Genomic DNA, 22317 nt, shown 5'->3' on the forward strand with positions numbered 1-22317 from the left:
GACCGAGCCCACCACACCGACAGGAGAGATCGTGGCTCACGAACCGCCCCAGGCGTGTCCGCTCCGAGGCGACGAGACGCAGCTCTACAAGACCCACAGCGCCGCGCTGCGCGCCGCCGTCCGCCGCTTCGTCAACGCCGACGACGCCGTCATCGAGGACGCGTGCTCGTTCGCATGGCTGCAGCTGATGCGTCACCAGCCCGACCGCGGCCCGACCCTCTTCGCGTGGCTGCGCACCGTCGCCGTCCGCGAAGCCTGGCGCCTCTACCAGCGCGACGCACGGGAGCCCAGCATCGAGCAGTTCCCGGGCCTGGATCCCGGTCGCGACGCACTCGCCGAGCAGACCGCCGCACGCGACGCGCTCCGCGTCCTCGCAGCGCTGCCGCCCAGGCAGCGCGACACGCTCGCCCTGCTCATCCTCGGCTTCTCCTACGACGAGATCGCCGCGCTCCGACGCGTCACCAAGACCAACGTCAACCGTCACCTCACGCGCGCCAGGCGCCACCTTCGCCTCGTCCGCGACGAGCACTGAGCAGCACCCTCACGGTTCTGGTGGCCCCCACCACTAGGACCGGCACACACTTGCACCGGGTGCGATCGCGCGAGGGTGGTTGGGCTCCCCCGTCGACTACGGGACATGCTCTCGATCGGCAAGGTCGGCGGCGGACAGGGCGATCCGCGCTACTACATCGACACCGTCGCCAAGGGCAAGGACGACTACTACACCCACCGAGGCGAAGCCCAGGGCCAGTGGCACGGTCACGGCGCCGAGGACCGCGGGCTCGACGGCGCCGTCGAGGACGAGCAGTTCCTCAACGTCCTCACCGAGCCGACCGCCAACCCCAAGAAGGTCCTCGCCTACGACCTCACCTTCTCCGCGCCCAAGTCCGTCTCGATCATCTACGGCATCGGCGACCCGGGCGTCTCCGCGGCCGCCCGCGAAGCCCACGACGAAGCCATCCGCGACGCGCTCGACTACGTGGAGCGCCACGCGACCTGGACACGGCGCGGCCGGGGTGGCAAGCACCGCCTGCGCGGCGACGGGCTGACGATCGCGACCTTCCGTCACCGGACCTCGCGTGCCGGGGACCCCCAGCTCCACACCCACTCCGTCGTCGCCAACACCACCACCGCCGCCGGCTCCGCCACCGCGCTCGACGGCCGCGCGCTCTACGCCCATGCCCGCACCGCCGGCTTCCTCTACCAAGCCGCTTTGCGCCACCACCTGACCCAGAACCTCGGCGTCGAGTGGGAGCCCGTCCACAACGGCGTCGCGGAAATCAGCGGGATCGACGACGAGGTCCTGAAGCACTTCTCGCGCCGCAGTCAGGAGATCCGGGAGCGCCTCGCGCGCCTCGGCGCGCGGTCCGCGCGCGCGGCGGAGGTCGCCGCGCTGGAGACCCGCAAGGCCAAGGACTACAACGTGCCGACCGGTCGCCTCCGCGAGGAATGGCGCGCACGCGCCGCGGAGCTCGGGCTCGACCGCCAGGTGCTGTCGCTGGTCCTCGACCGCCGTGCTCCGGGCCGCACCGTCGAGCCGGACCTCACCGCCACCGCCGACGCGATGGCCGCGCCCGGCGGGATCACGGAGCAGTCCTCCACCTTCGACCGTCGCGACGTCCTGCGGGACTGGGCGGAGGCCCATCGCGAGGGCGCGACCGTGAAGCGGATCGAGGCGTTGGCCGACCGCTGGCTCGACTCCCGCCACGCCATCCAGCTGGAGCGTGACGGCCGGCGCGGGCACCTCGGCGGCCCCCGCCACTCGACACCCGAAATGCTCGCGCTGGAGGATCGCCTGGTCGCCGACGCCGTTCACCGCCGCGCTACGGGCGTCGCCGCGCTCGTCCCCGACCAGGTCGACGAGCGGCTCGCGCGGGAGAAGCGCTTCGCGGGCGAGCAGTCGGCGATGGCGCGTAGCTTGACGACGTCGGGCGACGGCGTGCAGGTCGTCCGCGCGGCGGCGGGCACCGGGAAGACCCGCGGTCTCACCGCCGCGCGCGACGCATGGGAGGCCGCGGGCGTTCGCGTCTTCGGAGCGGCCCTGGCCGCGCGCGCCGCGGTGGAGATGGAGTCGCTCGCCGGCATCGACAGCGCCACGATCGCGCGGCTCCTGCTCGACATCGATCAAGGCAATGGCCTTGTCAACGGCTCCGTCCTGATCGTCGACGAGGCGGGCATGGTCGGCTCGCGCACGATCGACCGGCTCGCACGCCACGCCGCCGAGACGCAGTCGAAGCTCGTGCTCGTCGGCGACGACCGTCAGCTGCCGGAGATCGACGCAGGCGGGGCGTTCCGGCGGCTCGCGCGCGAGCTGGGCGCGGTCGAGCTGCACCAGGTCCACCGCCAGGCCGAGGTCTGGGACCGCGACGCGCTCGCCGAGCTGCGTCGCGGCGAGGTCCGCACGTGGAGCGAGGCCTATCGCGATCGCGGGCGGCTCGTCGCCCGGCCGACGGCAGACGAGCTTCGCGACACGCTCGTCGACGACTGGTGGGAGGCGAGTCGCCGCGCCGAAGGCGACGACGCCGTCATGATCGCCCACCGCCGGGCCGACGTCGCCGAGCTGAACGCGCGGGCGCGGCACCGCATGCATCGCGACGGCCGCCTGGGCACCGACGAGCTGGCGGCCGGCGAGCGCGCGTTCGCCGTCGGCGACCGCGTGATCGCGCGCCACAACGATCGCCGCGCGGATGTCGTCAACGGCATGCGCGGCGAAGTTGTAGGCGTCGACCTAGAGGCTCGAACGGTCTCGCTCCAGATCGCGGACGGCACGGAGCGCAGGCTCGACTCCGCGTACCTCGACGAGGGCCGGCTGGATCACGCCTACGCCTTGACCGCGCACGCGGCGCAGGGCGCGACGGTCGACCAGGCTTTCGTCCTCGGCTCGGACGAGCTCTACCGGGAGTGGGGGTACACAGCGCTGAGCCGGCACCGATCGCAGGCGCGCTTCTACATCGTCTCCCCCGGCTCGGTCGAGCGCGCGTTGCCGGGGCTGGAGCCGGATCACGACGTCGTCGCCGAGGACGTCGTCGCGATGCTCACGCCCAGCCGCCGCAAGGAGCTGGCGCTCGACGTCGCCGACCGCGCCGGCGCGGGCGATCGAGCCGTGAGGCAGCCCAGCGCGAGATCGAGGCCGGTCGGCGGCGGATCGAGGCCATGCGCGCGGAGCAGGCCGAGCTGGGGCGGCTGCGACGGTCGCGCCACGCCGCCATCGAGCACGAGATCGGTCAGCAGATGGAGGCGATCGAACGATGGTCGCAGCAGGCCGAGGCGGCCAGCGTCGGGGTCGCCGCGGACCGGCCCCTGCAACAGCACGCGCTCGCGCCGGTCACGATCGATCGGGACCAGGTGCGCATCGTCCTCTGTGATCGAGAAGCGACCGCGACCCTCGGCGTCTGCCCTGCCGGCTTCGTTGAGCGAGAGCGGTGGATGCGCGATGCCGCGACCCTCGTCTCCGCCTCCGCGCCGGCGGTTGACCTACTGCCGCGCGCGCCCGACATCGACGGTCCGGGGATGGAGCTGTAGGGGCGAGTTTGCCGCTCCGGCCCCTCTTGACTACGCATGCCACCCAGAGGAGAACGCATACGTGCCACCGGGCTCTGCTCGGTCTGCGACTTCAGGTTCAAGGACGAGGTCGTGGCTCGGTACTCCTCCCCATCCATGCCCGGCGGGTGGGCGTACATCGAGCTGCGGCACCTCGATCCCGACGAGATCAAAGCGCTGAAGGATGCGCCGCCCCCAACGGCAGTGGTCATCGCGCCGAGGCCGGGCTCCTCAGGCATCGACCCGCTCCGGCAGTTCGCGGCCAACGTGCGGACGCGCCGCAAGGCGCTGGACCTGACGCAGGAGATCGTTGCCGACCGTGCTGGCATGCACGCGTCGTACTGGGGGCGGATCGAGCGCGGGAAGATCGATCCGGGCGTCCGGACAATCGCACGGGTGGCCGCGGCGTTGGAGAGCACCCCCGTCGCGCTGATGGCCGGCGTAGGCGCCAATCGCGATCCCGATCTCCGCAGTCGCACGCGAGAGTCGCGCAGAAGCTCCAGGTCGCGAGCCGTACCATCTGGTGGTCGACCCGCCCGGTCGACCCGCCCGCATGAGTGACGAGCAGCCACCTGACGAGGACACCGGCGACCCGGTCGCCGACGTGTTCCCTCCAGACAGGCCGGAGGCCCGCTTCGTAGTCGCCATGTCGATGGCCCGCAACGACATCGAGCGCGCGCTGCACGACCTGCTCCGCTCGAACCGGGAGCACAGCCAGGACTTCACCTACCGCGTGCGCCTGCTCACCGGGCACCTGGTGGAGGCCGTCGAAGCCATCAACTACTACCGCCAGGAGTTCGCGGACGTCCGCAAGCTGCTGGCCCGGGTTCCAGCCGCGGAGCGGAAGCAGCTCGCCCGCGTGGTCGGCGCCCTCCAACGAGCTGGCAAGGGCTCGCTCGAGCGCATCCGTCACCACACGTTCCACTATCCGTCGCCGGATCCCGCCTACAAGTCCGATGCCACCAGCGATGACGAGCTGGCCGCCGTCCTCGCCGACATGAAGGACTTCCCGACCTACGCGCACCACGACGGCGACACGAACGTCACGACGCTCACCTACGCCGACGAGGCGGCGATCCGCCTCGCGTTCGGTCCCGGTACAGCACAGGAGACCATCCTCCAACGCTCCGAGGTCGCCCGCGATGCCGCGCTCGCGTTCCGTCAGTGGGCGATCTCTTTGATGACCACCTACGTCAAGACGGTCGACGGCGAGATCGGCAAGCCGATCGTCAGCGAGAAGCCGCCACCCAAGGCGTAGCGGTTAAGCGCTCGGGTCATACTCGGAGACGCTCGTTTGAGAACTGAAGCAGTCCGTACGCCCCGCTAACGTCGGAGCGTGTCGCAGGAGGACCCACGTCGACGTCGCCGAGGTTCGCGGTCCAAGCAGGGATCTGTGCTGGAAGGGCACGTCCGCCGCGGGAAGCGGTTCATCCCGCCGCTGATGCAGTACGACAACCTCAAGACGGTTGCTTGGCACCGCGACATGCTGCCGGACTTCTTGTGGATCGCCGTCATGTTGGGGCGGCGGTCGGAGTGGCGCGCCGTGTACCGGCCCTTGGACGTCATCGATCGCTTCGTCCCAGAGGGTCGGCGCATTGCGGACGGTCGGTTGAGTTCGTTCGCACTGGTCCCAGAGGCCGATCGCATCGCCGCGCGGAAGGCGATCCAACGCGAGACACCGCACGCCATTCCCTCCGCCCTGTCGCACGCCCTCGCGCTCTTCCCGACGTGCCCTGCATCCTGGCTGTTCGTCGGCGGCGACCAATCGTTCGAACCTGACCCGAGCATCGGGATACCGCTCCTTCAGAGCGTGATCGAGGACAACATGGACAAGTCGGGGATGCGCTCCACCCGACTGCGCATGGCCGCTATCTCCCGAATGGTGACTCACGGGAAGTTCATGTACTCCGTCGGCTCGGTTATGGAGATGGCGCCGAAGTACCCCAACAATCTTTCGGAGCGCGAGCAGCGCATGGTCGAGTCGATGATGCGCGCGACCTGGGGCAGCATGCACGGCATCGAAGTCTCTGAGGACTCGTCGTCCTTGGACTGGGCCCGAGGCTTCTGGAGGCGCGGCCGCGAACTGGCTCCGTGCCGGTTCCATGTAGATGTAAGCGAGAACCCAATGACAGATGAAGGCGACGGCCCGCTCGATCCCGAGCCGGTGCTCCAACTCTCCGAGATTCGCACGCTCCTTGACGCTGCCCGAGCATTGGGTGACAAGCTGCGCGACGCGCAACTTACTGCCTACACGGCCCCGGAAGCAGATGACGCGACCGCGGTGCTGTTCGGCATGGCGTCCCGGATGTACCGCTTGGTGCTCGATTTCCTCGATCGACCCTCTGCGTGGTCGCCGGCGACCGCGAGCTTCTACGTTCGTCCTCTGGTCGAGACGCGCATCGTGAGCGCATGGCTCAGCCGCCGAAACGACCCAGCACTCTTTGAGGCGTACAAGGAGCACGGCCTCGGGAACCTCAAGCTCCTGAGAGATCACATCAAGGTCGACTTCGGGGACAACCCTGACGACGACGCGCGCCAGTTCTTGGAGTACCTCGATCACCGCGTCAACCTCGAGCTCGCCGAGTGGGCGCAGCCCGTCAACGTCGGCGCCTTTTCCGACACCACCATCCGGAAGATGGCGATCGAGTGCGACCTGAAGCGTCTCTACGACCTGTCGTTCGTACCGATGTCATCCGAGAATCACGGTGAGTGGCCGTCCGTGCGAGACGGCGACACAGTCATCTGCGACGAGCCCATCCACGGAGGTCACCGGATCGGCGCGTTCCAAGCGTCAGAACGAACGATCGGCCCGCAGGCGATCGGAAGCGCTCTCCAGATCGCCGAGGAGGGGATCGTCGCGATCTTTGGCCGGTACGGCATCGATGTCAGTGGAGACTTCGCGCCAGTGTGGGCAGCCTTCGACGCCGCGATGTACGTGCACGACGACCCTTCTGAAGCAGACACGCTCGAATAGAGACGTTCCGGGCGGTCTTGTTGAAGCTCAGCGCCAGAAGGGTCTCAGCGTCGTCACGGCCGGTGCGCGCGCCCCGGAGATCAGGAGCGCGCGATCGCCGACGAGCTGCTGCAGCGCTCGCGCGGTCGCGCCATGGTCGTCCTTCGCGTCGGAGCGGCTCGCGAGCGCGCCCGCGACGTGCTTGCGCGTCGCGTCGTCGGTGATCGGCCCGAGGTAGAGCTTGGCGGTCGAGTTGGCGATGATCGTGTCGGCGCCGCGGCCGTAGCGCTCGTGCATCTGGGCAAGCGACTGCCAGACGGTGGCCACGCGGATGCCGTGGCCCGCGACCTGGGACATCGTGCGGGGCAGGTCGGCGAGCGGCGCGACATTGGCGGCCTCGTCGAGGAGGAGACGGAGACGGCGATCTCCGTCTCGGAAGGCCCCGCTCTCGATCGCCTCGTGCAGGAGCGCGGCCAGCAACGCCACCAACAAGGGCGCGACGAGTTGTTGATGCCGATCCTCGGCGACGAGGAAGAGCGTGTCCGCCGCCGAGGCGAGGAAGCGGTCGGGAGCGAAGCCGGCCTCATCGGTCTCCTGGACCTCCGGATACCGGTAGGCGGCGAGGACCGAGCCGGTCGACATGTAGGTGGTGCCTCGGTTGCGCGGGTCGAGCTCGGTGATCGCGCGGAGCTGCTCACGGGCGGCATCCGCCTTGGCGGCGTTGAGGATCGTGGTCACCGTCCGCGTCTCCTGCGCGTCGACCCACGCGAGCACCGTGGCCATGTCGCGCTGGCCGAGAGCCGCGGCGTGCAGCAGGGGCGCGAGGAGCTTGGCGGCCTCACCGCGCCAGTAGCGGGCGATCTCGGAGTCGCCGTCGGAGGAGGCGTCGGCGAGCCACTGCGCCTGTCGGAGCGCGCCCGACCAGCGCTCGCATCCCGCGAGCGGGGACCAGCTCAGCGACTCGGTGCCGAACGGGTCGTAGATGTAGGTCGTGCCCCGTCGCTCGCGCGCCTCGCGGGTCGCGACGATGACGTCGCGGTTGGTGCTGGTCACGATGGCGAGGCCGTCGTGCTCGAGGAGCCACGGGATCACGCAGCGCGTCGTCTTGCCGGCCCGCGTCGGAGCGATGACGACAACATGAGCTTCCTCGTCGGCGAACACCGGCCGTCCATCGAGGCGGCCGAGCGAGAAGCCCTCCGGTGTCGACCGCCCGGTGCGCAGGTCCCGGTACCGCGCCCACGGCCGAGGACGGGCTCCGCGCCAGTCGAACGAGCGCCGACCGAGCCGCTCGCGCGCGATCTCGGGCTCGACGTGGCGGAGGAACGCGGCGACGAGCGTCGCGGTCAGGCCGATCACCACCATGGCCGACAACCACCAGAGGACCGGACCCGGAAGCGACCCGCGCACGTCAGGCGGGTACGCCGCGGCGGGATCGGACCAGTGGCCCGAGCCCAGGACGCGCAGCAGCGAGACGAGCCCGATCGCGGGTCCCACCGGCGGCACGTGCCCGTGCCCCAGGAGCCCGGCGAGCACGACGACCGCCCATCCGACGATCGTCGCGATGGCCAGCCCGCCGATCATCCAGCCGAGACCTTCGATCGGCGCGTTCGGCTCGGTCTTGTTGGTGCTCTTCTCGTTGTTCATGAGCTTCCGATCAGGACCTGGACCCACGGCGCCGGCGGCCCGTTGGGCGCGGCTCCGTGAATCCACGAGAGATGGAGGTGGTTGCCGCGGCCGTGGCCGGAGTCGCCGTCGTAGCCGACCCAACGGAACGGCGGTCGCGGATGGTTCTGCTGCGGCTCGGCCCACCGAGCGAGCGCGTCGACGTCGTCCCAGGTTCCCCCTCGGCCGGGCACGAGGTCGACCGCGAGACCGAGCGGATGCTCGCCGTGCTGGGCGTGGCCGGTCGGGGCGTAGCCGGCCGTCACGGTGACGTGGAACTTCGCCCGGAGGAACTGGATGTCCGGGACGAGCCGCTCGTCGATCGTCATCCCGGGCTCTCCCGGGATCGGGACGATCCGGCCGCCGCCGATCAGGCGACCGCCCGCGCCGCTCGGCAGCGCGAGGTCGTCCGTGCAGAGCGACGCGTCCGCCGAGGCGTCCTTCGCGGTCAGCGATCGCGCCTGGTCGAGGACCTTCCGGACGTACCACTCGGCGTGGTTGTAGCCCAGGAGCGCGCGGTGCCAGTCGCCTGGGGCGCCCAAGTGCTTCAGGTAGCGGGCGGCCGACATGATGGCGTCGGCCGCGGTCATGGGATCGGCGCGACCGTCGCCGTCAGAGTCGACGCCGAACTGCCGCCAGGTGCCGGGCATGAACTGCGTCCAGCCCACCGCCCCGGCGCTCGACGGACCCATGTTGCGGCCGAAGTCCGACTCGACCTTGGTCAGGCCGGCCAGAATCGCCGGACCTTCGGCACCCAAGGCGTAGGTCTTGGCCGCATCGTTGAACAGCGGCTGGAGCTCCGCCGGGACGGTCCCGGCGAGCCCAGCGCCCGCGCAGTCGGTCTGACCGGCCGCGCCGGACGTGAGCGTCCAGCCGGTGAGCACGGCGGCGAGGAGCACGAACGCCGCGAGCAGCGAGGCCGCGAGACCGCCGACGAGCTTCATCGCCGCCCCCGCCCGGCACGCTGTCGACGTCGGCGTGCGCGGAGCTCGGCCAGCTCGTCCGCGCGGCGCCGCTTCAGCTCGTCGTCGTCCAGCCAGCGACGTCCACGCTCTTGAGCTGCCCGCTCGCCTGGACCGGCCTGGGCGGCCGCGAGCAGATCGCGCTCCTCGCGCGTCTCCGGGGTCCGCACGTCTCGGAGCTCGGACGACCGGCGCGCGCGATGGACTTCGAGGTCCTTCTGGGTGATCGGGTCGCCGGTGAGCGCGCGGTTGCGATCGGCGTGACGAACGACCTGCTCGGCCTCCGCGGCCACGGGGTCGGAGAGGAGCCCGCGCAGGTGCTCGCGGTGCTCGAGGAGCTGGCGCTGCTCGGCGTTGGGCGCGGGCGGCTTCGACTTGGTGGCGTTGGCCACGGCGACCGCCTCGTCGTGCCCCGCGAGCCGGCGGTCGGTCGCGCGCAGCTCGCGCTGCAACGCGTCGCGCCGGTCGACGACGCCGCGCCCCTGGGTCTGACCGGCCGCCAGCTCGTCGCGATGACGGGTGTCGAGGCGTTCCTGGGCCAGCGAGCGCGTGGCCGCGGCCCGTGCCTCTTGCCGGTCATGCCGCCCGCGTTGGATCACGTCACGGCCGGCACCGACCGGACTGACGGCGCGGCCCACTGCCTGCCGGGCACCGCGCCCGAGCATCCACGCGTAGTAGCCGTGGGAAAGCGCCCGACCCAGCCCTTCGCCGTGCTGGTGCGGAACCCCACCGGCGACGAAGTTGATGAGGTCGTGGCGCTTGACGAAAACGCCCCACCAGAACGCGGCCTGGAGCAACCACGTTCCGAACCACCCAAACTCCAGGCTGCCGAAGACGCGCCCGGCCGCGAGGACGACGGTCAGGAAGACGGCGTAGATGAACTTGGCGATCGTGGCCGCCAGCAGGCGCTTGAGCCACGCGAGAAACGTCGCGCGGCCGCCATCGCCGAGCGCCGGCGCCAACAGCATCGGCGGGGCTATGAGAAGCAGGACCAGGCCGAGGCCCGCGGCGAGCGCGAGCCGGACGCCGAGGTACGAGTACAGGGCGACGGCACCGCTGAGGCCCACCAGGACGATCGCCAGCAGCGCGAGCCGCGGGAACGTCCCGCCCGCGTCCTGCAGGCTGGCCCGCGGCGGATCGCGATGGACGAGCGTCTCGACGTCGTCGGGCAGCTTGCGATCGTCGTCGATGCCGAGCAGCGTCTTGGTGTTGTGGACCGGGTCGAAGTTGAAGTGGTCGCCCTGCTTCTTGTCCAACAACGTGTGCAGCCGGCCACGCTGCCAGCCTTGGGCGGGGTACTGCAACCAGACCTCGGCGTTCGTCGGATGCGCGCGGTCCCCCATGCGCTTGTCGCAGTAGTCGACGGAGCCGAACTCCAACGCGCACCACGGGCGCCGAACGGTCGTGTCGAAGACCTCGCCCATCGAGGACGCCAGCGCGTCGCGCGGGCTGCGCGCGCTGCCGCCCGTGCCCGCGGCCAGCACGGTCATGCCCGCGTCGTTGGTCGCCCGTGCCATCCAGCCGACGGTGTCGTCGGGGCGACTGATGAGCACAAGGCCGCCAACGATGAGCGCGACGGTGGCCGCCAACCCGGCGAGCGTCTCGGTCGTGCGCCGCTGGACCAGCCCGCGGTGGATCCCCCAGAGGCCGGTCAGTGAGATGGCCAGGAGCAGCCACCAGTCGCCGAAGGCCTGGTCGTGCAGGCGGGCAAGGCTCGTTCGCACCTGCGGCATCGCCTCGTTGGTGAGGTCCAGCGAGAACGACCACTCCAACAACAGCAGGACGCCCTTGACGACGTACAGGAGTGCCATCCACACCCCCGCGCCCAGCATCTGGAGCGCGGCCAGGAACGACTTGCCGGGATCGGTGATCGAGAACCCGACGCGCACGTCGATCCCGTAGCTGCTCAGCGGATGCGGCTCGGCCACCGAACCGCTCGCGCGGCAGCTCCGCCGCGCGACGTCCGACAGCGCGTAGCGACACGACGGCGACGTCGCGCCGAGCGAGCGCGATGGGTCGCTGTACGCGTCGTCAGACGATGACGGCGGGGCGCCCGTCGTCATGGCGGGCGCCGCCGTCGTGGCGGGCGCCGCTGTCGACGCCGTCCGGGTCGTCTCCGCGCTGGCGGGGCTCGGCGCGGAGACGAGGACGCTCACCGCGACGGCGAGCAGCAAGCGCCTACAACAACGCCATCTGGTCATCGTCCTGCGCGGCGCCACGCGACGGCGGCGTGGTGGCGAGCTCGGCGAGCAGGCTCCCCAGGTCGATCTGCACGGCGCCGACGCGGCCCTCGTAGTCGCGCACCAGGCACTGCCCCCGCCGGAAGCGCTGCTGGCGCGAGACGAGTCTCGGGTCGTCGGCGTCCAAGCCCATGTGGTTGACGATCCGCTTGGCCTCGCGCTCGGTCTTGACGCCGAAGGCGAAGTGCCAGCCGACGAGGTCGACCACGGCGTCTAGGCCGTCGAGCAGCTGGTCTATGAGGATCGGCGTGCCGTTCTGGCTGCGGCACCACTTGACGATCCGCATGACCAGCGAGAGGCCGACGGCGTCACCGACCAGCTGCGAGACCTCCTCCAGGATCAGGAGCTTGTGCCGCGCGCGGTCGCTGGAGAGCAGGTCCATCGCGTGAACCGCCAGCAGCCGCAGCAGCGCGCGCCCGGTGCGCTCCTCCGGCGTCAGCTCCGCGCGCGGCGTGCCGGCCTCCGGGAGGGCAAGGTTGGCGATGCGCATGCTCGTCACCGGACGGCGCGCGCCAGACGGCGGCTCGGTGCCACGGTCGGCGAACCCCAGTCGCACGAGGCCGGAGGCCGCGTGGATCTCCAGCGCGCGCGCCGCCGCGTGCGCGTCCTCCCCACCCTGCTCCAGGCGCTCCAGCACCAGGCCGCTGCTGCGCGCCCCGCGATCGACGGCTTCGGCGACGGCCGCGCGGATCTCGGTCTGCCACGTCGGCGCGACCGGCGCCGGGAGCAGCTCGGTGAGGAACGAGTAGGCCAGCTCGACGCGCATGTCGCGCGGCGCGATGAGCATCGGATCGAGGCGACCTCGGTCGCGATCGTCGGCGGTGATCTCGACGTGGTCGACGTGCTCCTCGCCGATCGCCTCGGCCAGGCGGTGGTCGCCCTTGGGGTCGATGTCGACCACCCAGGACCCGGTGACGAACGCCAGCACCGCCAGGAGCTGGGCGGTGGTCGTCTTGCCGCGGCCGGGCGTGCCCGTGCACAGGACCGCGGGCGCGTCGTCCTCGCGGGAGCCCTGCTGGACATCGAACAGCACGGGACGCCGCGACCCGGAGATCGTGTGGCCGATCAGCAGGCCGGTACGGGCGCCGACGGCATGGGTCGCTGTCGGGACCATCGCGCCGAGCTGCTCGGGCAGGAGCACGTCGTCGTACCGGCGCACGCGCGGAAGCTGGGCGGGCAGGTGGCCGACCCAGAGGGGCAACTGGATGTCCTTGGGGCGGTGCAGGGCGATCGGCGCCAGCTCGCGCCGCAGCGTGCGCACGCGCTCGTCGAGCTCCGCCGAGGACGAGGCCGCGATGGCATAGCCGAGCTGTCCGCGGAGCAGCGGCGGGCGATCACTCGCGGTCAGCTCCTGCTCGAGGTCGCGAACCAGCTCCGGCCGTGCCGCGGTGCGCGACGTCGGGCCGTGGTCGCCGAGGCTCTCCTCGTCGAAGGCATGATCGGCGTCGACGATCCGGCGGCGCACCAGCGCCAGCGCGGCGTCGTTCGGGATCCAGCGCGCGGAGAAGCAGGCGTCGACCGGGAATCCGACCGCCTCCAGCGGAGCGAACAGCAGCTCGGCCTGCCGGCCCGGGAAGGCCGTGGTCTCCGGCAACACGCCGGCGACGAGCACGGCCTGCGCCGTGTCACCGATCTCCAACGTGTCGCGGCTGACCGTCACCGGCTCGTCGAGCAGCGCCGTCATGCAGGCGTCCAGTGGCCGGAACCGGCGCCCGCCGTCCTCGTCGTCGGCGTCCAGGACCAGCGCGGGCGGCTGCCACAAGGGATCGCACTCCGGCTCGTGCAGTCCGCGCAGCGCCGTGCGCCGGAGCAACCACACCAACTCGGTCGTCGTCGCGCGCTCGACGTCGAGGTAGTCGCCTGCCCGCGCGAAAGCCGTCCCCTCGCGATCGAGGACGGCGTCGAGCTGGCGCTGTGAGATGGCCCGCGCGTCGCTGAGGCCCAGCGCGCGGCGCAGCTCGCCGAGCATCCCGCGTGGCGATGGGCGGACGCCCGACGGCGGCGCGAGCCGGACGGAGAGGAACACCTCCGAGGTCGTCGCGCCGCCGGTGCCGATCTGGTCCTCGTGTTCGGCGACCAGCCCGGCCAGGCGATCGGCGTGCCCGTGCGCGGGATCCAGCAGCGTCGACGCCGCGTCCGCGTAGACGGTTGCCGACCACGCCCGCGCCACGCGGAGGATCTGGAAGTCGGCCTCGGCGACCGTCGCGTAGCTGGCCAGCGCGGCCAGCCGTTCGATCTTCGCCGCCGCGGACAGCCCGCCGTACGAGGCGGTGTGGACGCGGTAGAGCGCCCAGGCGTCGTCGGCGTCCGCCCCGAACAGGACGTTGCGCCACGCGAAGCTCAGCGGCGGCCGCACGGGCTCACCTCCATCCGCGCCCCTGCCGACAGCGCCACGGCCTGCGGCTCCTGCAGCTCGTCGTCGCGATCGAGGAGCGCAAGCGAGACCGCGCGCGCCCGGAGCTCCAGACGCGCCGCCCGCTGTAGAACGACCGTGCACGGTCCGCGGACGACGCCGCGCGGGGAGCGCACCGCGTGCTCGTCCGCGGCGATCGCGACCGCGCCGAGCCAGCCGTGACCGCGAGGCGGAGGCGCGAGTCCTACAAGATGCCTCGCCGACACGAGGAACGCGACGTAGGCGGCTATGGCCTCGTGCGTGGGCCGCCCGTCCGGCCGCGGGCGGCAGAGAGCCCGCGTCACGAGGCCGGGAAGGAGGACCAGGCGGACGGGCCAGGGCAGCGCGCCCAGCGCGACGCCGGCGATCGGCAGCGTCCCGAGCAGCAGGAACACCGCCATCACCGCCGCCCAGTACGCGAGCGCCACGAGCGGGATGCCGTACGGGACCGGGATCCGGAAGCGGTCGATGCGATGGAGACGCCGCTCGACCTCGAACGCCAGCCGGTACGACCGGAGGATGAGCTGGTTGTCGCTCATGCCCCGTCCGGGAGCGTCTTCCAGAGATCGACGATGACATGCTTGACCATGTCCTGGGCGAAGATGAACCCGCCGAGGACGACGACCAGGCCCGCCAAGACGACGCCGCCGTTGACGTCGCGCCGCCCGAGGATCGGCAGCGTCACGAGACCGGCGACCGCGAGGAAGAGCCCGGTCGACAGCGACTTGACCTGATCGCCGAGGTTCTTGCCGAACTGACCGGGGTCGGCCATCGCGCTCGTCGCGCCGAGCGCCGCGACGAGGAGCGCGATGACCGTGCCGACCGCGAGGCGGCGGAGACGCCGCAGCGCCGTGGCGGCGCGATCCGTGTCGGGGCGCCGCAGGCGCCGACGAGGTCGGCATCGGCGGTCGGAGGCGTGAGCGGGGGATGTCATGGTTGTTGCTCCCTGTCGAGTGGGTTGACCTGGATTCCGCGCACGAGCCACCGGCCGCCCGCCCGGACGACACGCAGCTCGTAGCGAAGGGCGAGCCGGACGCCTTCAGGGCCCGACGCGCTGATGGCGACGGCGACCCGGCTGGGTCGCGTGACCCACGTCGTGGCGTCGACGTCGGCGAGACGGGTCGGCGTCGGCGGCACGGTGATGACCGCGCCGCGCGCGAGGTCCGCGGCCAGGTCCACGCGATCGCCGGCGAGGTAGTGGCGCACGACGCGCTGGACGACCTGGCGCAGCTCGGCGTCGTCCACCTCGAGCTCCGCCGACGAGACGGGATCGGAGCGGACGGCCGGCGGACCGACGAGAGCGGGTGGGGACGGGACGGAGCGCCGTCCCGCGCGGTCGACGGTCACCGGCACCGCCAAGAACCACGACCGGCGGCCGTCGTCGAGCAGCACGGTGACCGTCCGCCCGCCCCCAGGCCGGGCCTGCGACGCGACGACCGCCGACCACCGCACGCGGATGCCGTCGACGTTCGCGGGCGCCGACGCCCCGTCGACGAACCCGTAGGCCTTCAGGCCACGCTCACGCCCGGACGGATCGGCGCTCGGCGGCGCGACGTAGGCGCGCGCGAAGCCCTCGGCGAAGCCATCGAGGGAGCCGTCGACCGCGACCGTCTGCGTTCGCGCCGTCGCGACGCCGCGGTCTCCGCCGACGGCCGTGCGCAGCCCCGAGAGGCTCAAGATGGCGCAGCAGGCGATCAACGCGACGCGCGGTGCGCGAGCGCGCCACCGCATCACCGAAAGCGGAACGAGAGGTCGGCGCGACATCTAGAAGAACTCCCGCGAGGTCGTGCCCGCCGAGCGCGCGGGCCTCGGCGCCGGTGCGGGCGCCGGTACGACGCGCGGCGCCGGGGTCGTCGCCACCGATGCCGCGGGCGGCCGGACCGCGACCGGGCGGCGCGTCGCGCGACGCCGGTGATGGTGACGTCGCTTCGGATGCTTGACCGGTGCCGAGCGACGCCGCGGGAGCGGCCGCGTACGAGGCGCCGGAGCCGTCCGCGCGGGCGCGACCGTGGCCAGCGACGGGGCGCTCGCAGCGGCCGACCGGCCCTCCGCGGCACGGTCGGCCGGGTGTGCGGACACGACGAGAGCACCGACAACGCCCACCGCCAGGACCACCGCCGCGACCCGCGAGTCCCACCGCGAGCCACGGCGCTGGGCCGGGACGAAGATCGTCTCCACGGTCGCCGAGTCATCCGTGATCTCGAAGGTGGTGGACCTGGGTCGGAGTGAGGCAACCATCGCTCCTTAGTCGATGGCCGGCACGATCACCCCTCGCCCCTTTCGCGCGTCGGCGTCAGGGAGCGCCTCTAGCCTTGGACGTCGCGATGAACGGCGGAGGATCCGACGCTGCGACGTGGGTGGGCGCCATCGGCACGTGCGCCGCGGTGGTCGTCGCGCTGTTCGGCTCACCGCTCCAGCGGTGGTGGCGTCGCCCGAAGCTCGTGCTTCAGCACGACGACGACGCGCTCGAGAGCGACGAGGCGATCTTCGTCTCGGGCGAGCCGAGACGCCCGCACGTCGTGACGTTGCTCGTCATCAACCGGGGCCGGACGCAAGCCGACGACGTCGAGGCCGTCGTGTCGGTGCACCAGCGCTTCGGCCCGGAGACCACGGAGGCCGGGCCGATCCCCGAGTTCGAGGTCCCGTCGGTCTCGCGTGGCGCCCTGCGCTTCGAGTTGGCTTCAGCCGGCCAGACCCACGTGCCCGTCCCGCCGCGATCCGTCCGCACGCTCCAGTTCGTGCGCCTCGGCACGGCGGACCACATCCATGCGGCAATCGCCTCCAACGGAGACGATCCGTCCGCCGCCGAGCATCCCTCCCACGGCATGCTCTGCGTACACCCCGCGCCGGACGCCGATCGAGCGGTGTTCCTGCCCGAGGACGACGTCGTGCGCGTCACCATCGAGCTGCAGGCGCGCAACGCCCGCGCGTCGCGCTGGGAGGCGCACGTCAAGGTGTGGCAGTGGGACGCTCGCGAGGCCGAGGACGGCGAAGGGCTCGCTGGCGTCCAGCTCGAATGGGTCAGGCCCTTCAGACCGACCCGGTCCCGTCTGCCCCAGTCGGCGCGACAGGTCTGGGTGCGGTCGCACACGCCCTTAGCGCTGTGGCGCGAGCATCGGTTCCAGCGTCTGATGCGCGAGGAGGACGAGCCGACCGAGTGACGGCCCTCGCGCCGGGACCCGCCCGATCTCAGCAGGCGACGATCAGGTGGAACCCCAGATCGGCGGGCGCGCCCGACGCGTCGTAGGTTTGGACGCCCACCGCCCCTCCTTGGTCGTTGACCGTGATCCGGCCTGCAGGCGCCTTGGAGCCGTCGGCCGTGCCGAGCGTCGCCGAGTAGGCGCAGCCGCTGATCGGCTCGGCGAAGCCGACGGTGTAGTTGCCGACCCCACCGGCGCTGCCGCCGGACGTCGCGTCGCCCCGCAGCCGCACGCCGCCCGAGTTGAGGACCGCGAAGTGCTTGATGGCGTCGACCCCGGGCTTGCCTTGAGCGCCCTGGGCTCCGGTCTGGCCGCGAAGCGAGCCGCGCGCGCTCAAGCTGATGTCCCCGAGCCGGATCGTGCGGTCGGCGATCTCACCGGTATGCACCGCGCCGGTCTTGATCTGCGCCGAGCCAACGCTGTTCTTCGGCAGCTTCAGCGCCGCGTACGAGGTCCCGCCCAAGGCGACGAACAGCGCGATCGTCGCGACGACGTTGGCATAGCTGAGGCGGTTGAGCAGTCGGTGCAGCATCGTGTCTCCCTTTGGCACAGAGGCTTGCGGCGAGGAGTCTCTCCCCCTAGACCCCATGGACTCGAACACGGACGACGCCCGATCGGCCCGTCGCGAACGGATATCCCGTCTCGCGCGGGACTCTCGCACGGAAGCGGTAGTTCTGGTTCCCACGCGTGCCGTCGAAGCGGTAGTCGTAGCTCCACAGACCGCGGCGGTTGGCGTGGGTCGTGTCGAAGGTGCGCCACTTGCCTCGGATCCAGACCTGGACCTCGACGATCTTGCCGTTGGGCGGGATGCGGCCGGTCTTGATCCGTCCGTGGAAGCGGACGGACTCGCCGTTGACACGCCGCCGGTGGTTCGGGCGCATCGAGGTCTTCGACCGCACGTTCAGGTTGAGGCTCTCGGTCGCGCTGCGGATCTGCGCCGTGCCCGCGTAGCGGATCTTGATCGCGCGGCTCGGTCCCTTCCGCACCAAGAACGAGAACGCGCCCGTGCGGGTCGTCTTCACGGTGGCGACCAGCCGCGGCGGCGTGACGCCGTCCTTGATCTGGGTCCAAGCCTGGACCTCGACGTCCTGCAGCGGGTTGCCCTCGGGGCTCTTGAGGGTGCCGCGCACCCGGACGAGCTGGCCGTAGCGGGCGTAGGCCGACCGCGCGAGGTGCGCGCGCCGTCCGTGCCGGACCACGACCCCGGACTTGAACTTGGTCTTCAGGCGCAGCGGCAGCGAGATCGTCTCGGCGGCGCCATCGGTCCGGGTCGTCGTGGTGCGCTGGTTGCCCGCCGCGTCGGACGCCGTCGCCTGGAGCTCGAAGACGCCATCGCCGAGGCGCTCGTCGTCGATGTGGGCCTGGAGCTGGCCGTCCTGGACGGCGGTCGGGAGCGTCAGCCAGTTGCCGGTGCTGCCCTGACGCCGCATTTGGATCTGGCCCGTGGCGACGCCCGATCCGCGATCGCTGGTCTGGACCGCGACCAAGGTGGGGTCGTTCGGGTCCGGCGCCAGGAACGCGAGGTTGGGGCTGGCGTCGTCGTAGCGCAGCGTCACCGGCGGCGCGGACAGCCGCGCGTCCTGGTTGCCCGCCTCGTCGCGCAGCCAGAGCTTCAAGGTGTAGGCGCCGGGCGCGGGCAGCTTGAGGTGCTCGACCGTCTTGATGTCCTTGCCGCCAACCGATCCGTGCGTGCACTTCGCGGTGCCGAGCGGGCTCGGGCACAGGTCCCATTCCGCGGCGGCCACCGGGGCGCCGGCCTTCGGCGGCACGTTCGTCCAGTTGATGGTGAAGTCGTTCGTCGACCGCCAGCCGTCGCCGCCTACGACGCTGAGGTTCTGCGGCGCGTCGGGCGCGGAGTTGTCGATGTACACGGTCCGCGACACCGACGCCGGGTTGCCGCCACCGTCGACGGCGGAGAGGGTGAGCGTGTGCGGGCCGTCGACGCCCAGACCTGCCGTGACCAGATCCCGGTCGAGCGTCAGCTGCGGGCACGGCGAGGCGTAGGTGTAGTCGCAGCCTCCCGCCTGCGACGCGACCGTCTGCCCGTCCACTGCCACGGCAAGCTGCTGGATGCCGGCGCCGTCGTTGCCGTTGAAGCCGATCGCCTGTGTGCCGGAGAGCCAAGAGCTGCTCGCCCAGAGCCCGCCGCGGCCGGCGGACAGCGCGGGCGGGACGTCGTCGCGTACGCGGACGTCCACGTTCTTGATGTGGATCGCCGCGACGCCGTTGCGCGAGCAGGACGCGGCGGCGCATCGCGTCTCGATCCGCAGGCGCGGCGCTCCGACCGCATAGCCGTAGCGGCCGCCCAGGAACGTGTTCTCGTCGGGCGTCTGGAGCCAGCTGTCGCAGGCTTGCCCCGCTGGCAGCCCGAACAGGACGTTCCCGGCGAGGTCGCGGTTCCCGCCGACGATCTCGACGCCCCAGTTGCAGTCGTTCCGCCGCAGGCCCACCTCGAGGCTGAACGAGTCGACCGAGGTGCCGTCCGGGGCATCGAAGATCGCGTAGGCGCCCTGCAGGAAGCCCGTAGCCCCGCCGTCATAGACGTTGCGCGCGACGATGCCCTGGCCGGCTGGGCAGTCGGTGTAGGCGGTCATGCCGCCGTCGGCTGCGGCTCCCCACGAGTGGTTGGCGCCGCCTGCCACGGTCTGGTTGCAGGCGATGACGTCGTAGCCGCCCGCCATCGCCGGGCGTGGCATCGCCACCGCGACGATGAAGACGAGCAGTGCGCCAAGGAGCGGAAGAAGTCGGGTCATTCGAGCCTCCTGGAGAGAACCGGTGCTCCTTAGTCGACTCACGGCGTGAACTCCCCTCCCCCGTTTTGCGGCGCGGCGGCGGGCTGCTTCGGCGCCGAGGTGCTGCCCAGGCTGCCCGGGCCGAACTCCGTGCTCCCCTTCGGCGCCGGTGACGCGGGTGGCGTCGACTCGGGCGAGCTGACCGGGACCTCGCGGTGGCTCGTCTTCTTGCTCTTGGTCTTCGAGCGCGTCGTGGTCGTGGTCTTGAGCAGTCGGACGACCTCGACGTGCGCCCGATCCGGCTCGACGATGCGCGGCTTCGTACGGTGCGGAGGCACCGCCGCCTTTGCCGGCCGGTCGTGGAGATGGTCGACGACGTCGACGCAGACCGCGGTCGTCGTTCCACCGAGCACGAGGCAGAACGCCACAATCTTGGCGGTCGCCGCGCCAGCGCCGACACTCGCGCCGCCGACGCCGATCTGCTCCGCGACGGAGCTGTCCGGCATGCCGCGCCCGGTGAGCCGCTCGCCGAGCTGACGCGCTCCGGCCAGCAACTCGTCGAGCCGACCGGTGGCGCCTGCGACGCCGCGCAGCCGGTCGTGCTCCTCGACCAGTACCGGCACCGGCAGGACGGCGGCGACGTCGTCGAGGCCCGACCGCATCGCGCGCAGCATGGCGCGGCACGCGGGATCGCGGTCGACCATCGCCTGCGCGCGGCGACGCTGCCGCGACGACGCGATCCCCAGCTCGCAGGCCAGCAGCAGGCTGCGTTGGCGCCGGATCCAGCGCGTCTCACCGGTGGGATCGGGATCGAGCTGTGCGGCGATCTTCTTGTAGGCCGCGGTGACGATCGCCTCCAGCCGCTTCTCGCTGATGCCCAGGCGGCCCTGGACCTCGCGCGCGGAGAGCTGCTGGTCGAACCGCATCTTCAGGACTGCGGCCTGCTGTTCGTCGAGCGACTCCACGACGACCCGCAGCGCATCGGCGTCGAGCCGGAGCTGAGCCTGCTCGTCGGGGAGCGGCTCATCGTCGCTGATCTCGGCGAACGCCGGGCTCGACGGGTCCAGCGCGTCGGGGCGGCGGCGCTTGGCGGCGTCCACGGCGCGGCGCCACGCGATCTTCTTCAGGAGCGCGCGACGATGGTGCACCACCTCGCCGCGGGCCTCCAGCGCCAGCAGCTCGGCCCAGGCCTCCTGGTAGATCTCGTCCGGATCCGGAAGATGAGGGAAGTCGGCGCGGAGCATCCCGAGCACCGCCGCGCGATGCTCGGCGTAGTCGCGCTCGATGTCCGCGTCGCGCGACGAGAGATGAGAGCCAGTTGAGGGCATGTCGACGATCAGCACATGGCCGCTGCTCTCTCTGTCGACGAGCTCGCTCATTACCCCTCACCCCAATTGGTGGCGAGGGTTTACCGCGAACCTCGTCGACTGAATCCTCGTGGACCGGTTTTGCGCTCAAAGTCTCATCGCGATCGTGCGCTTTGAGCACGTGGATGCGTTGAGCCGGTCCGCCCTCCCAGCCGGCCGGCGCCCTCTCGCGTGCTCCTCATGCTGCGCCAGGATCTCCTCACCCTGGCGCATGCCCGCACGCGACGGGCGCCGGCCTTCGCTGGTCTCAGGCCTTCAAGCCGAAGTTCTCGGCGTGGTCCAGCCCGATCAGCGTCTCGCTCCAGGCCGACGCGTCGCCCACGGCATCCCGAAGACCCTCGGCTGAGCGACCGCTGTCGGCGAACTTGCGCAGCGCATCGACCAGGCGCTCCGTGGCGTCGATCGAGGCGCCACGGATCGCAGGCCCGAGCAGCCACGTGGGCCCGGTGATCACGAAGCGGCTCTCCGCGTTGGGAACCGCACGCGTGATCAGATCCTGCATCGCCACGATCGCGAGCACGATCTCGGCGGACGTCCGCCCGTCATCCCGCTCGGACACGAACCCGCGACCCTGGTCGATCGCGGTCTCCATCGCCTCGTCCACGACGCGGCGGCGGTGCTCCAGCTCGTCACTGAGGCCCCTCAGCTCCCGCTCGCGCAGGCGCAGCGTGAGCGCGACGGGCGCGCCGGTGCCGACGACCTTCATCGCGCACCTCCGCCGGCCGCCTCGGGACCTTCCAGGCCGCCGAGGGTGTCGCGGAACTCGACCAACTCCCGGATGACACCGGACAGCCGGTCGTTGAGGCGGATCGCCTCGATGGTGTGCGGCTCGACGCGCTCGCCGTCCGTCTCCGCGATCGCGTCGCGGACGAGGGTCGTGACGAGGCCGACAGAGACCTCCTCGGCCTCGAGCGCGTCGAGGACGTGCACGGCGTCGACAACCTCATCGCGCCGGTCCGGCGGGAAGGCCACGTCGCAGGCCTCCTGCAGCTTGGTCTCAGCGGCGTGCCGCAAGATGCCGCGCAAGTGCGCGGGGATGACGACGCGCGCGTCGTCATCCGGGATAGCGTCCCGGGTGCTCATGGAGTTACGGCTCCTTGGGCCATGCCCCCGGGCCGCGTCAACGGTCGCGGGGTTGCTCCTATGTCAAGTCGTGGCGGTCTGGGTGTGGTGCCAGATGGTGCGGGCGAGGTGGCGTTTGAGGGAGCGGAGTGCTTCTTTGCGGGTCTTGCCGTCGGCTTGTTTGCGGGCGAGGTAGGCGATGGCGGG

18 protein-coding genes are annotated in these 22317 nt (G+C 71.5%); 6 read left to right on the forward strand and 12 right to left on the reverse strand.

All coding sequences use genetic code 11. The features are described 5' to 3' along the window. Positions 1 to 31: 31 nt before the first annotated feature. The 5 genes from VFG42_RS11410 to VFG42_RS11430 all read left to right on the forward strand — a co-directional run bounded on the left by VFG42_RS11410 (position 32) and on the right by VFG42_RS11430 (position 6514). Positions 32 to 532, forward strand: coding sequence for a sigma-70 family RNA polymerase sigma factor (locus tag VFG42_RS11410; protein ID WP_324908425.1), 501 nt, complete (start codon positions 32 to 34; stop codon positions 530 to 532). A 105-nt stretch (positions 533 to 637) separates the two neighbouring features. Continuing rightward, positions 638 to 3721 carry a MobF family relaxase gene (mobF, locus tag VFG42_RS11415; RefSeq protein ID WP_324908427.1) on the forward strand — a complete coding sequence of 1028 codons (3084 nt, stop codon included), beginning with the start codon at positions 638 to 640 and terminating at the stop codon, positions 3719 to 3721. Beyond that, a complete protein-coding gene (locus VFG42_RS11420) occupies positions 3658 to 4101 on the forward strand; it encodes a helix-turn-helix transcriptional regulator (RefSeq protein ID WP_324908429.1) in 444 nt (147 codons plus the stop codon). Before mobF ends, VFG42_RS11420 begins: the two co-directional genes overlap by 64 nt. Next, positions 4064 to 4798 carry a hypothetical protein gene (locus VFG42_RS11425; RefSeq protein ID WP_324908431.1) on the forward strand — a complete coding sequence of 245 codons (735 nt, stop codon included), beginning with the start codon at positions 4064 to 4066 and terminating at the stop codon, positions 4796 to 4798. Before VFG42_RS11420 ends, VFG42_RS11425 begins: the two co-directional genes overlap by 38 nt. A 183-nt stretch (positions 4799 to 4981) precedes the next feature. Continuing rightward, positions 4982 to 6514: a DUF5677 domain-containing protein gene (locus VFG42_RS11430; protein WP_324908433.1), complete on the forward strand. Its 1533-nt coding sequence runs from the start codon at positions 4982 to 4984 to the stop codon at positions 6512 to 6514. A 27-nt stretch (positions 6515 to 6541) separates the two neighbouring features. Here VFG42_RS11430 and VFG42_RS11435 read toward each other — a convergent pair whose 3' ends face one another. The 7 genes from VFG42_RS11435 to VFG42_RS11465 all read right to left on the reverse strand — a co-directional run bounded on the left by VFG42_RS11435 (position 6542) and on the right by VFG42_RS11465 (position 15426). Continuing rightward, positions 6542 to 8137 carry a type IV secretory system conjugative DNA transfer family protein gene (locus VFG42_RS11435; protein ID WP_324908434.1) on the reverse strand — a complete coding sequence of 532 codons (1596 nt, stop codon included), beginning with the start codon at positions 8135 to 8137 and terminating at the stop codon, positions 6542 to 6544. Next, a complete protein-coding gene (locus tag VFG42_RS11440; RefSeq protein ID WP_324908436.1) occupies positions 8134 to 9099 on the reverse strand; it encodes a lytic transglycosylase domain-containing protein in 966 nt (321 codons plus the stop codon). Before VFG42_RS11440 ends, VFG42_RS11435 begins: the two co-directional genes overlap by 4 nt. After that, entirely contained in the window at positions 9096 to 11045 is a 1950-nt protein-coding gene (locus VFG42_RS11445; protein WP_324908438.1) for a hypothetical protein, read from the reverse strand. The genes VFG42_RS11440 and VFG42_RS11445 overlap by 4 nt, the downstream gene beginning before the upstream one ends. Before the next feature lie 250 nt (positions 11046 to 11295). Further along, entirely contained in the window at positions 11296 to 13713 is a 2418-nt protein-coding gene (locus VFG42_RS11450; RefSeq protein WP_324908440.1) for an ATP-binding protein, read from the reverse strand. After that, entirely contained in the window at positions 13698 to 14288 is a 591-nt protein-coding gene (locus VFG42_RS11455; RefSeq protein WP_324908442.1) for a TcpE family conjugal transfer membrane protein, read from the reverse strand. The genes VFG42_RS11450 and VFG42_RS11455 overlap by 16 nt, the downstream gene beginning before the upstream one ends. Continuing rightward, on the reverse strand, positions 14285 to 14683 hold the full coding sequence (locus VFG42_RS11460; protein WP_324908445.1) for a hypothetical protein: 399 nt from the start codon (positions 14681 to 14683) through the stop codon (positions 14285 to 14287). Before VFG42_RS11460 ends, VFG42_RS11455 begins: the two co-directional genes overlap by 4 nt. Then, complete coding sequence (locus VFG42_RS11465) at positions 14680 to 15426, reverse strand: hypothetical protein (RefSeq protein ID WP_324908447.1); 747 nt, start codon at positions 15424 to 15426, stop codon at positions 14680 to 14682. Before VFG42_RS11465 ends, VFG42_RS11460 begins: the two co-directional genes overlap by 4 nt. A gap of 707 nt (positions 15427 to 16133) precedes the next feature. On the opposite strand from VFG42_RS11465, the gene VFG42_RS11470 reads away from it, so the two are divergent. Then, positions 16134 to 16910, forward strand: coding sequence for a hypothetical protein (locus VFG42_RS11470; RefSeq protein ID WP_324908449.1), 777 nt, complete (start codon positions 16134 to 16136; stop codon positions 16908 to 16910). A gap of 28 nt (positions 16911 to 16938) precedes the next feature. Here VFG42_RS11470 and VFG42_RS11475 read toward each other — a convergent pair whose 3' ends face one another. The 5 genes from VFG42_RS11475 to VFG42_RS11495 form a co-directional block, all read right to left on the reverse strand. Next, on the reverse strand, positions 16939 to 17550 hold the full coding sequence (locus VFG42_RS11475; protein ID WP_324908451.1) for a hypothetical protein: 612 nt from the start codon (positions 17548 to 17550) through the stop codon (positions 16939 to 16941). Next, positions 17528 to 19645, reverse strand: coding sequence for a hypothetical protein (locus VFG42_RS11480; RefSeq protein ID WP_324908453.1), 2118 nt, complete (start codon positions 19643 to 19645; stop codon positions 17528 to 17530). The genes VFG42_RS11475 and VFG42_RS11480 overlap by 23 nt, the downstream gene beginning before the upstream one ends. 95 nt (positions 19646 to 19740) lie before the next feature. Then, on the reverse strand, positions 19741 to 21060 hold the full coding sequence (locus VFG42_RS11485; RefSeq protein ID WP_324908455.1) for a sigma-70 family RNA polymerase sigma factor: 1320 nt from the start codon (positions 21058 to 21060) through the stop codon (positions 19741 to 19743). A gap of 235 nt (positions 21061 to 21295) precedes the next feature. Next, positions 21296 to 21754 carry a hypothetical protein gene (locus VFG42_RS11490; RefSeq protein ID WP_324908457.1) on the reverse strand — a complete coding sequence of 153 codons (459 nt, stop codon included), beginning with the start codon at positions 21752 to 21754 and terminating at the stop codon, positions 21296 to 21298. Then, positions 21751 to 22131: a hypothetical protein gene (locus VFG42_RS11495; RefSeq protein ID WP_324908459.1), complete on the reverse strand. Its 381-nt coding sequence runs from the start codon at positions 22129 to 22131 to the stop codon at positions 21751 to 21753. The genes VFG42_RS11490 and VFG42_RS11495 overlap by 4 nt, the downstream gene beginning before the upstream one ends. Positions 22132 to 22317: the final 186 nt, after the last annotated feature.

The sequence above is a fragment of the Baekduia sp. genome (genome assembly GCF_035685985.1).
Taxonomy (GTDB): Bacteria; Actinomycetota; Thermoleophilia; order Solirubrobacterales; family Solirubrobacteraceae; genus Baekduia.

Bases quoted from the DNA above. Each gene is read 5' to 3' on its own strand.
- VFG42_RS11420 (WP_324908429.1), top strand. From the start codon at position 3,658: ATGCCCGGCGGGTGGGCGTACATCGAGCTGCGGCACCTCGATCCCGAC.
- mobF (WP_324908427.1), top strand. From the start codon at position 638: ATGCTCTCGATCGGCAAGGTCGGCGGCGGACAGGGCGATCCGCGCTAC.
- VFG42_RS11460 (WP_324908445.1), bottom strand. From the start codon at position 14,683: ATGACATCCCCCGCTCACGCCTCCGACCGCCGATGCCGACCTCGTCGG.
- VFG42_RS11490 (WP_324908457.1), bottom strand. From the start codon at position 21,754: ATGAAGGTCGTCGGCACCGGCGCGCCCGTCGCGCTCACGCTGCGCCTG.
- VFG42_RS11455 (WP_324908442.1), bottom strand. From the start codon at position 14,288: ATGAGCGACAACCAGCTCATCCTCCGGTCGTACCGGCTGGCGTTCGAG.
- VFG42_RS11480 (WP_324908453.1), bottom strand. From the start codon at position 19,645: ATGCCACGCCCGGCGATGGCGGGCGGCTACGACGTCATCGCCTGCAAC.
- VFG42_RS11485 (WP_324908455.1), bottom strand. From the start codon at position 21,060: ATGAGCGAGCTCGTCGACAGAGAGAGCAGCGGCCATGTGCTGATCGTC.
- VFG42_RS11440 (WP_324908436.1), bottom strand. From the start codon at position 9,099: ATGAAGCTCGTCGGCGGTCTCGCGGCCTCGCTGCTCGCGGCGTTCGTG.
- VFG42_RS11430 (WP_324908433.1), top strand. From the start codon at position 4,982: ATGCAGTACGACAACCTCAAGACGGTTGCTTGGCACCGCGACATGCTG.
- VFG42_RS11435 (WP_324908434.1), bottom strand. From the start codon at position 8,137: ATGAACAACGAGAAGAGCACCAACAAGACCGAGCCGAACGCGCCGATC.
- VFG42_RS11495 (WP_324908459.1), bottom strand. From the start codon at position 22,131: ATGAGCACCCGGGACGCTATCCCGGATGACGACGCGCGCGTCGTCATC.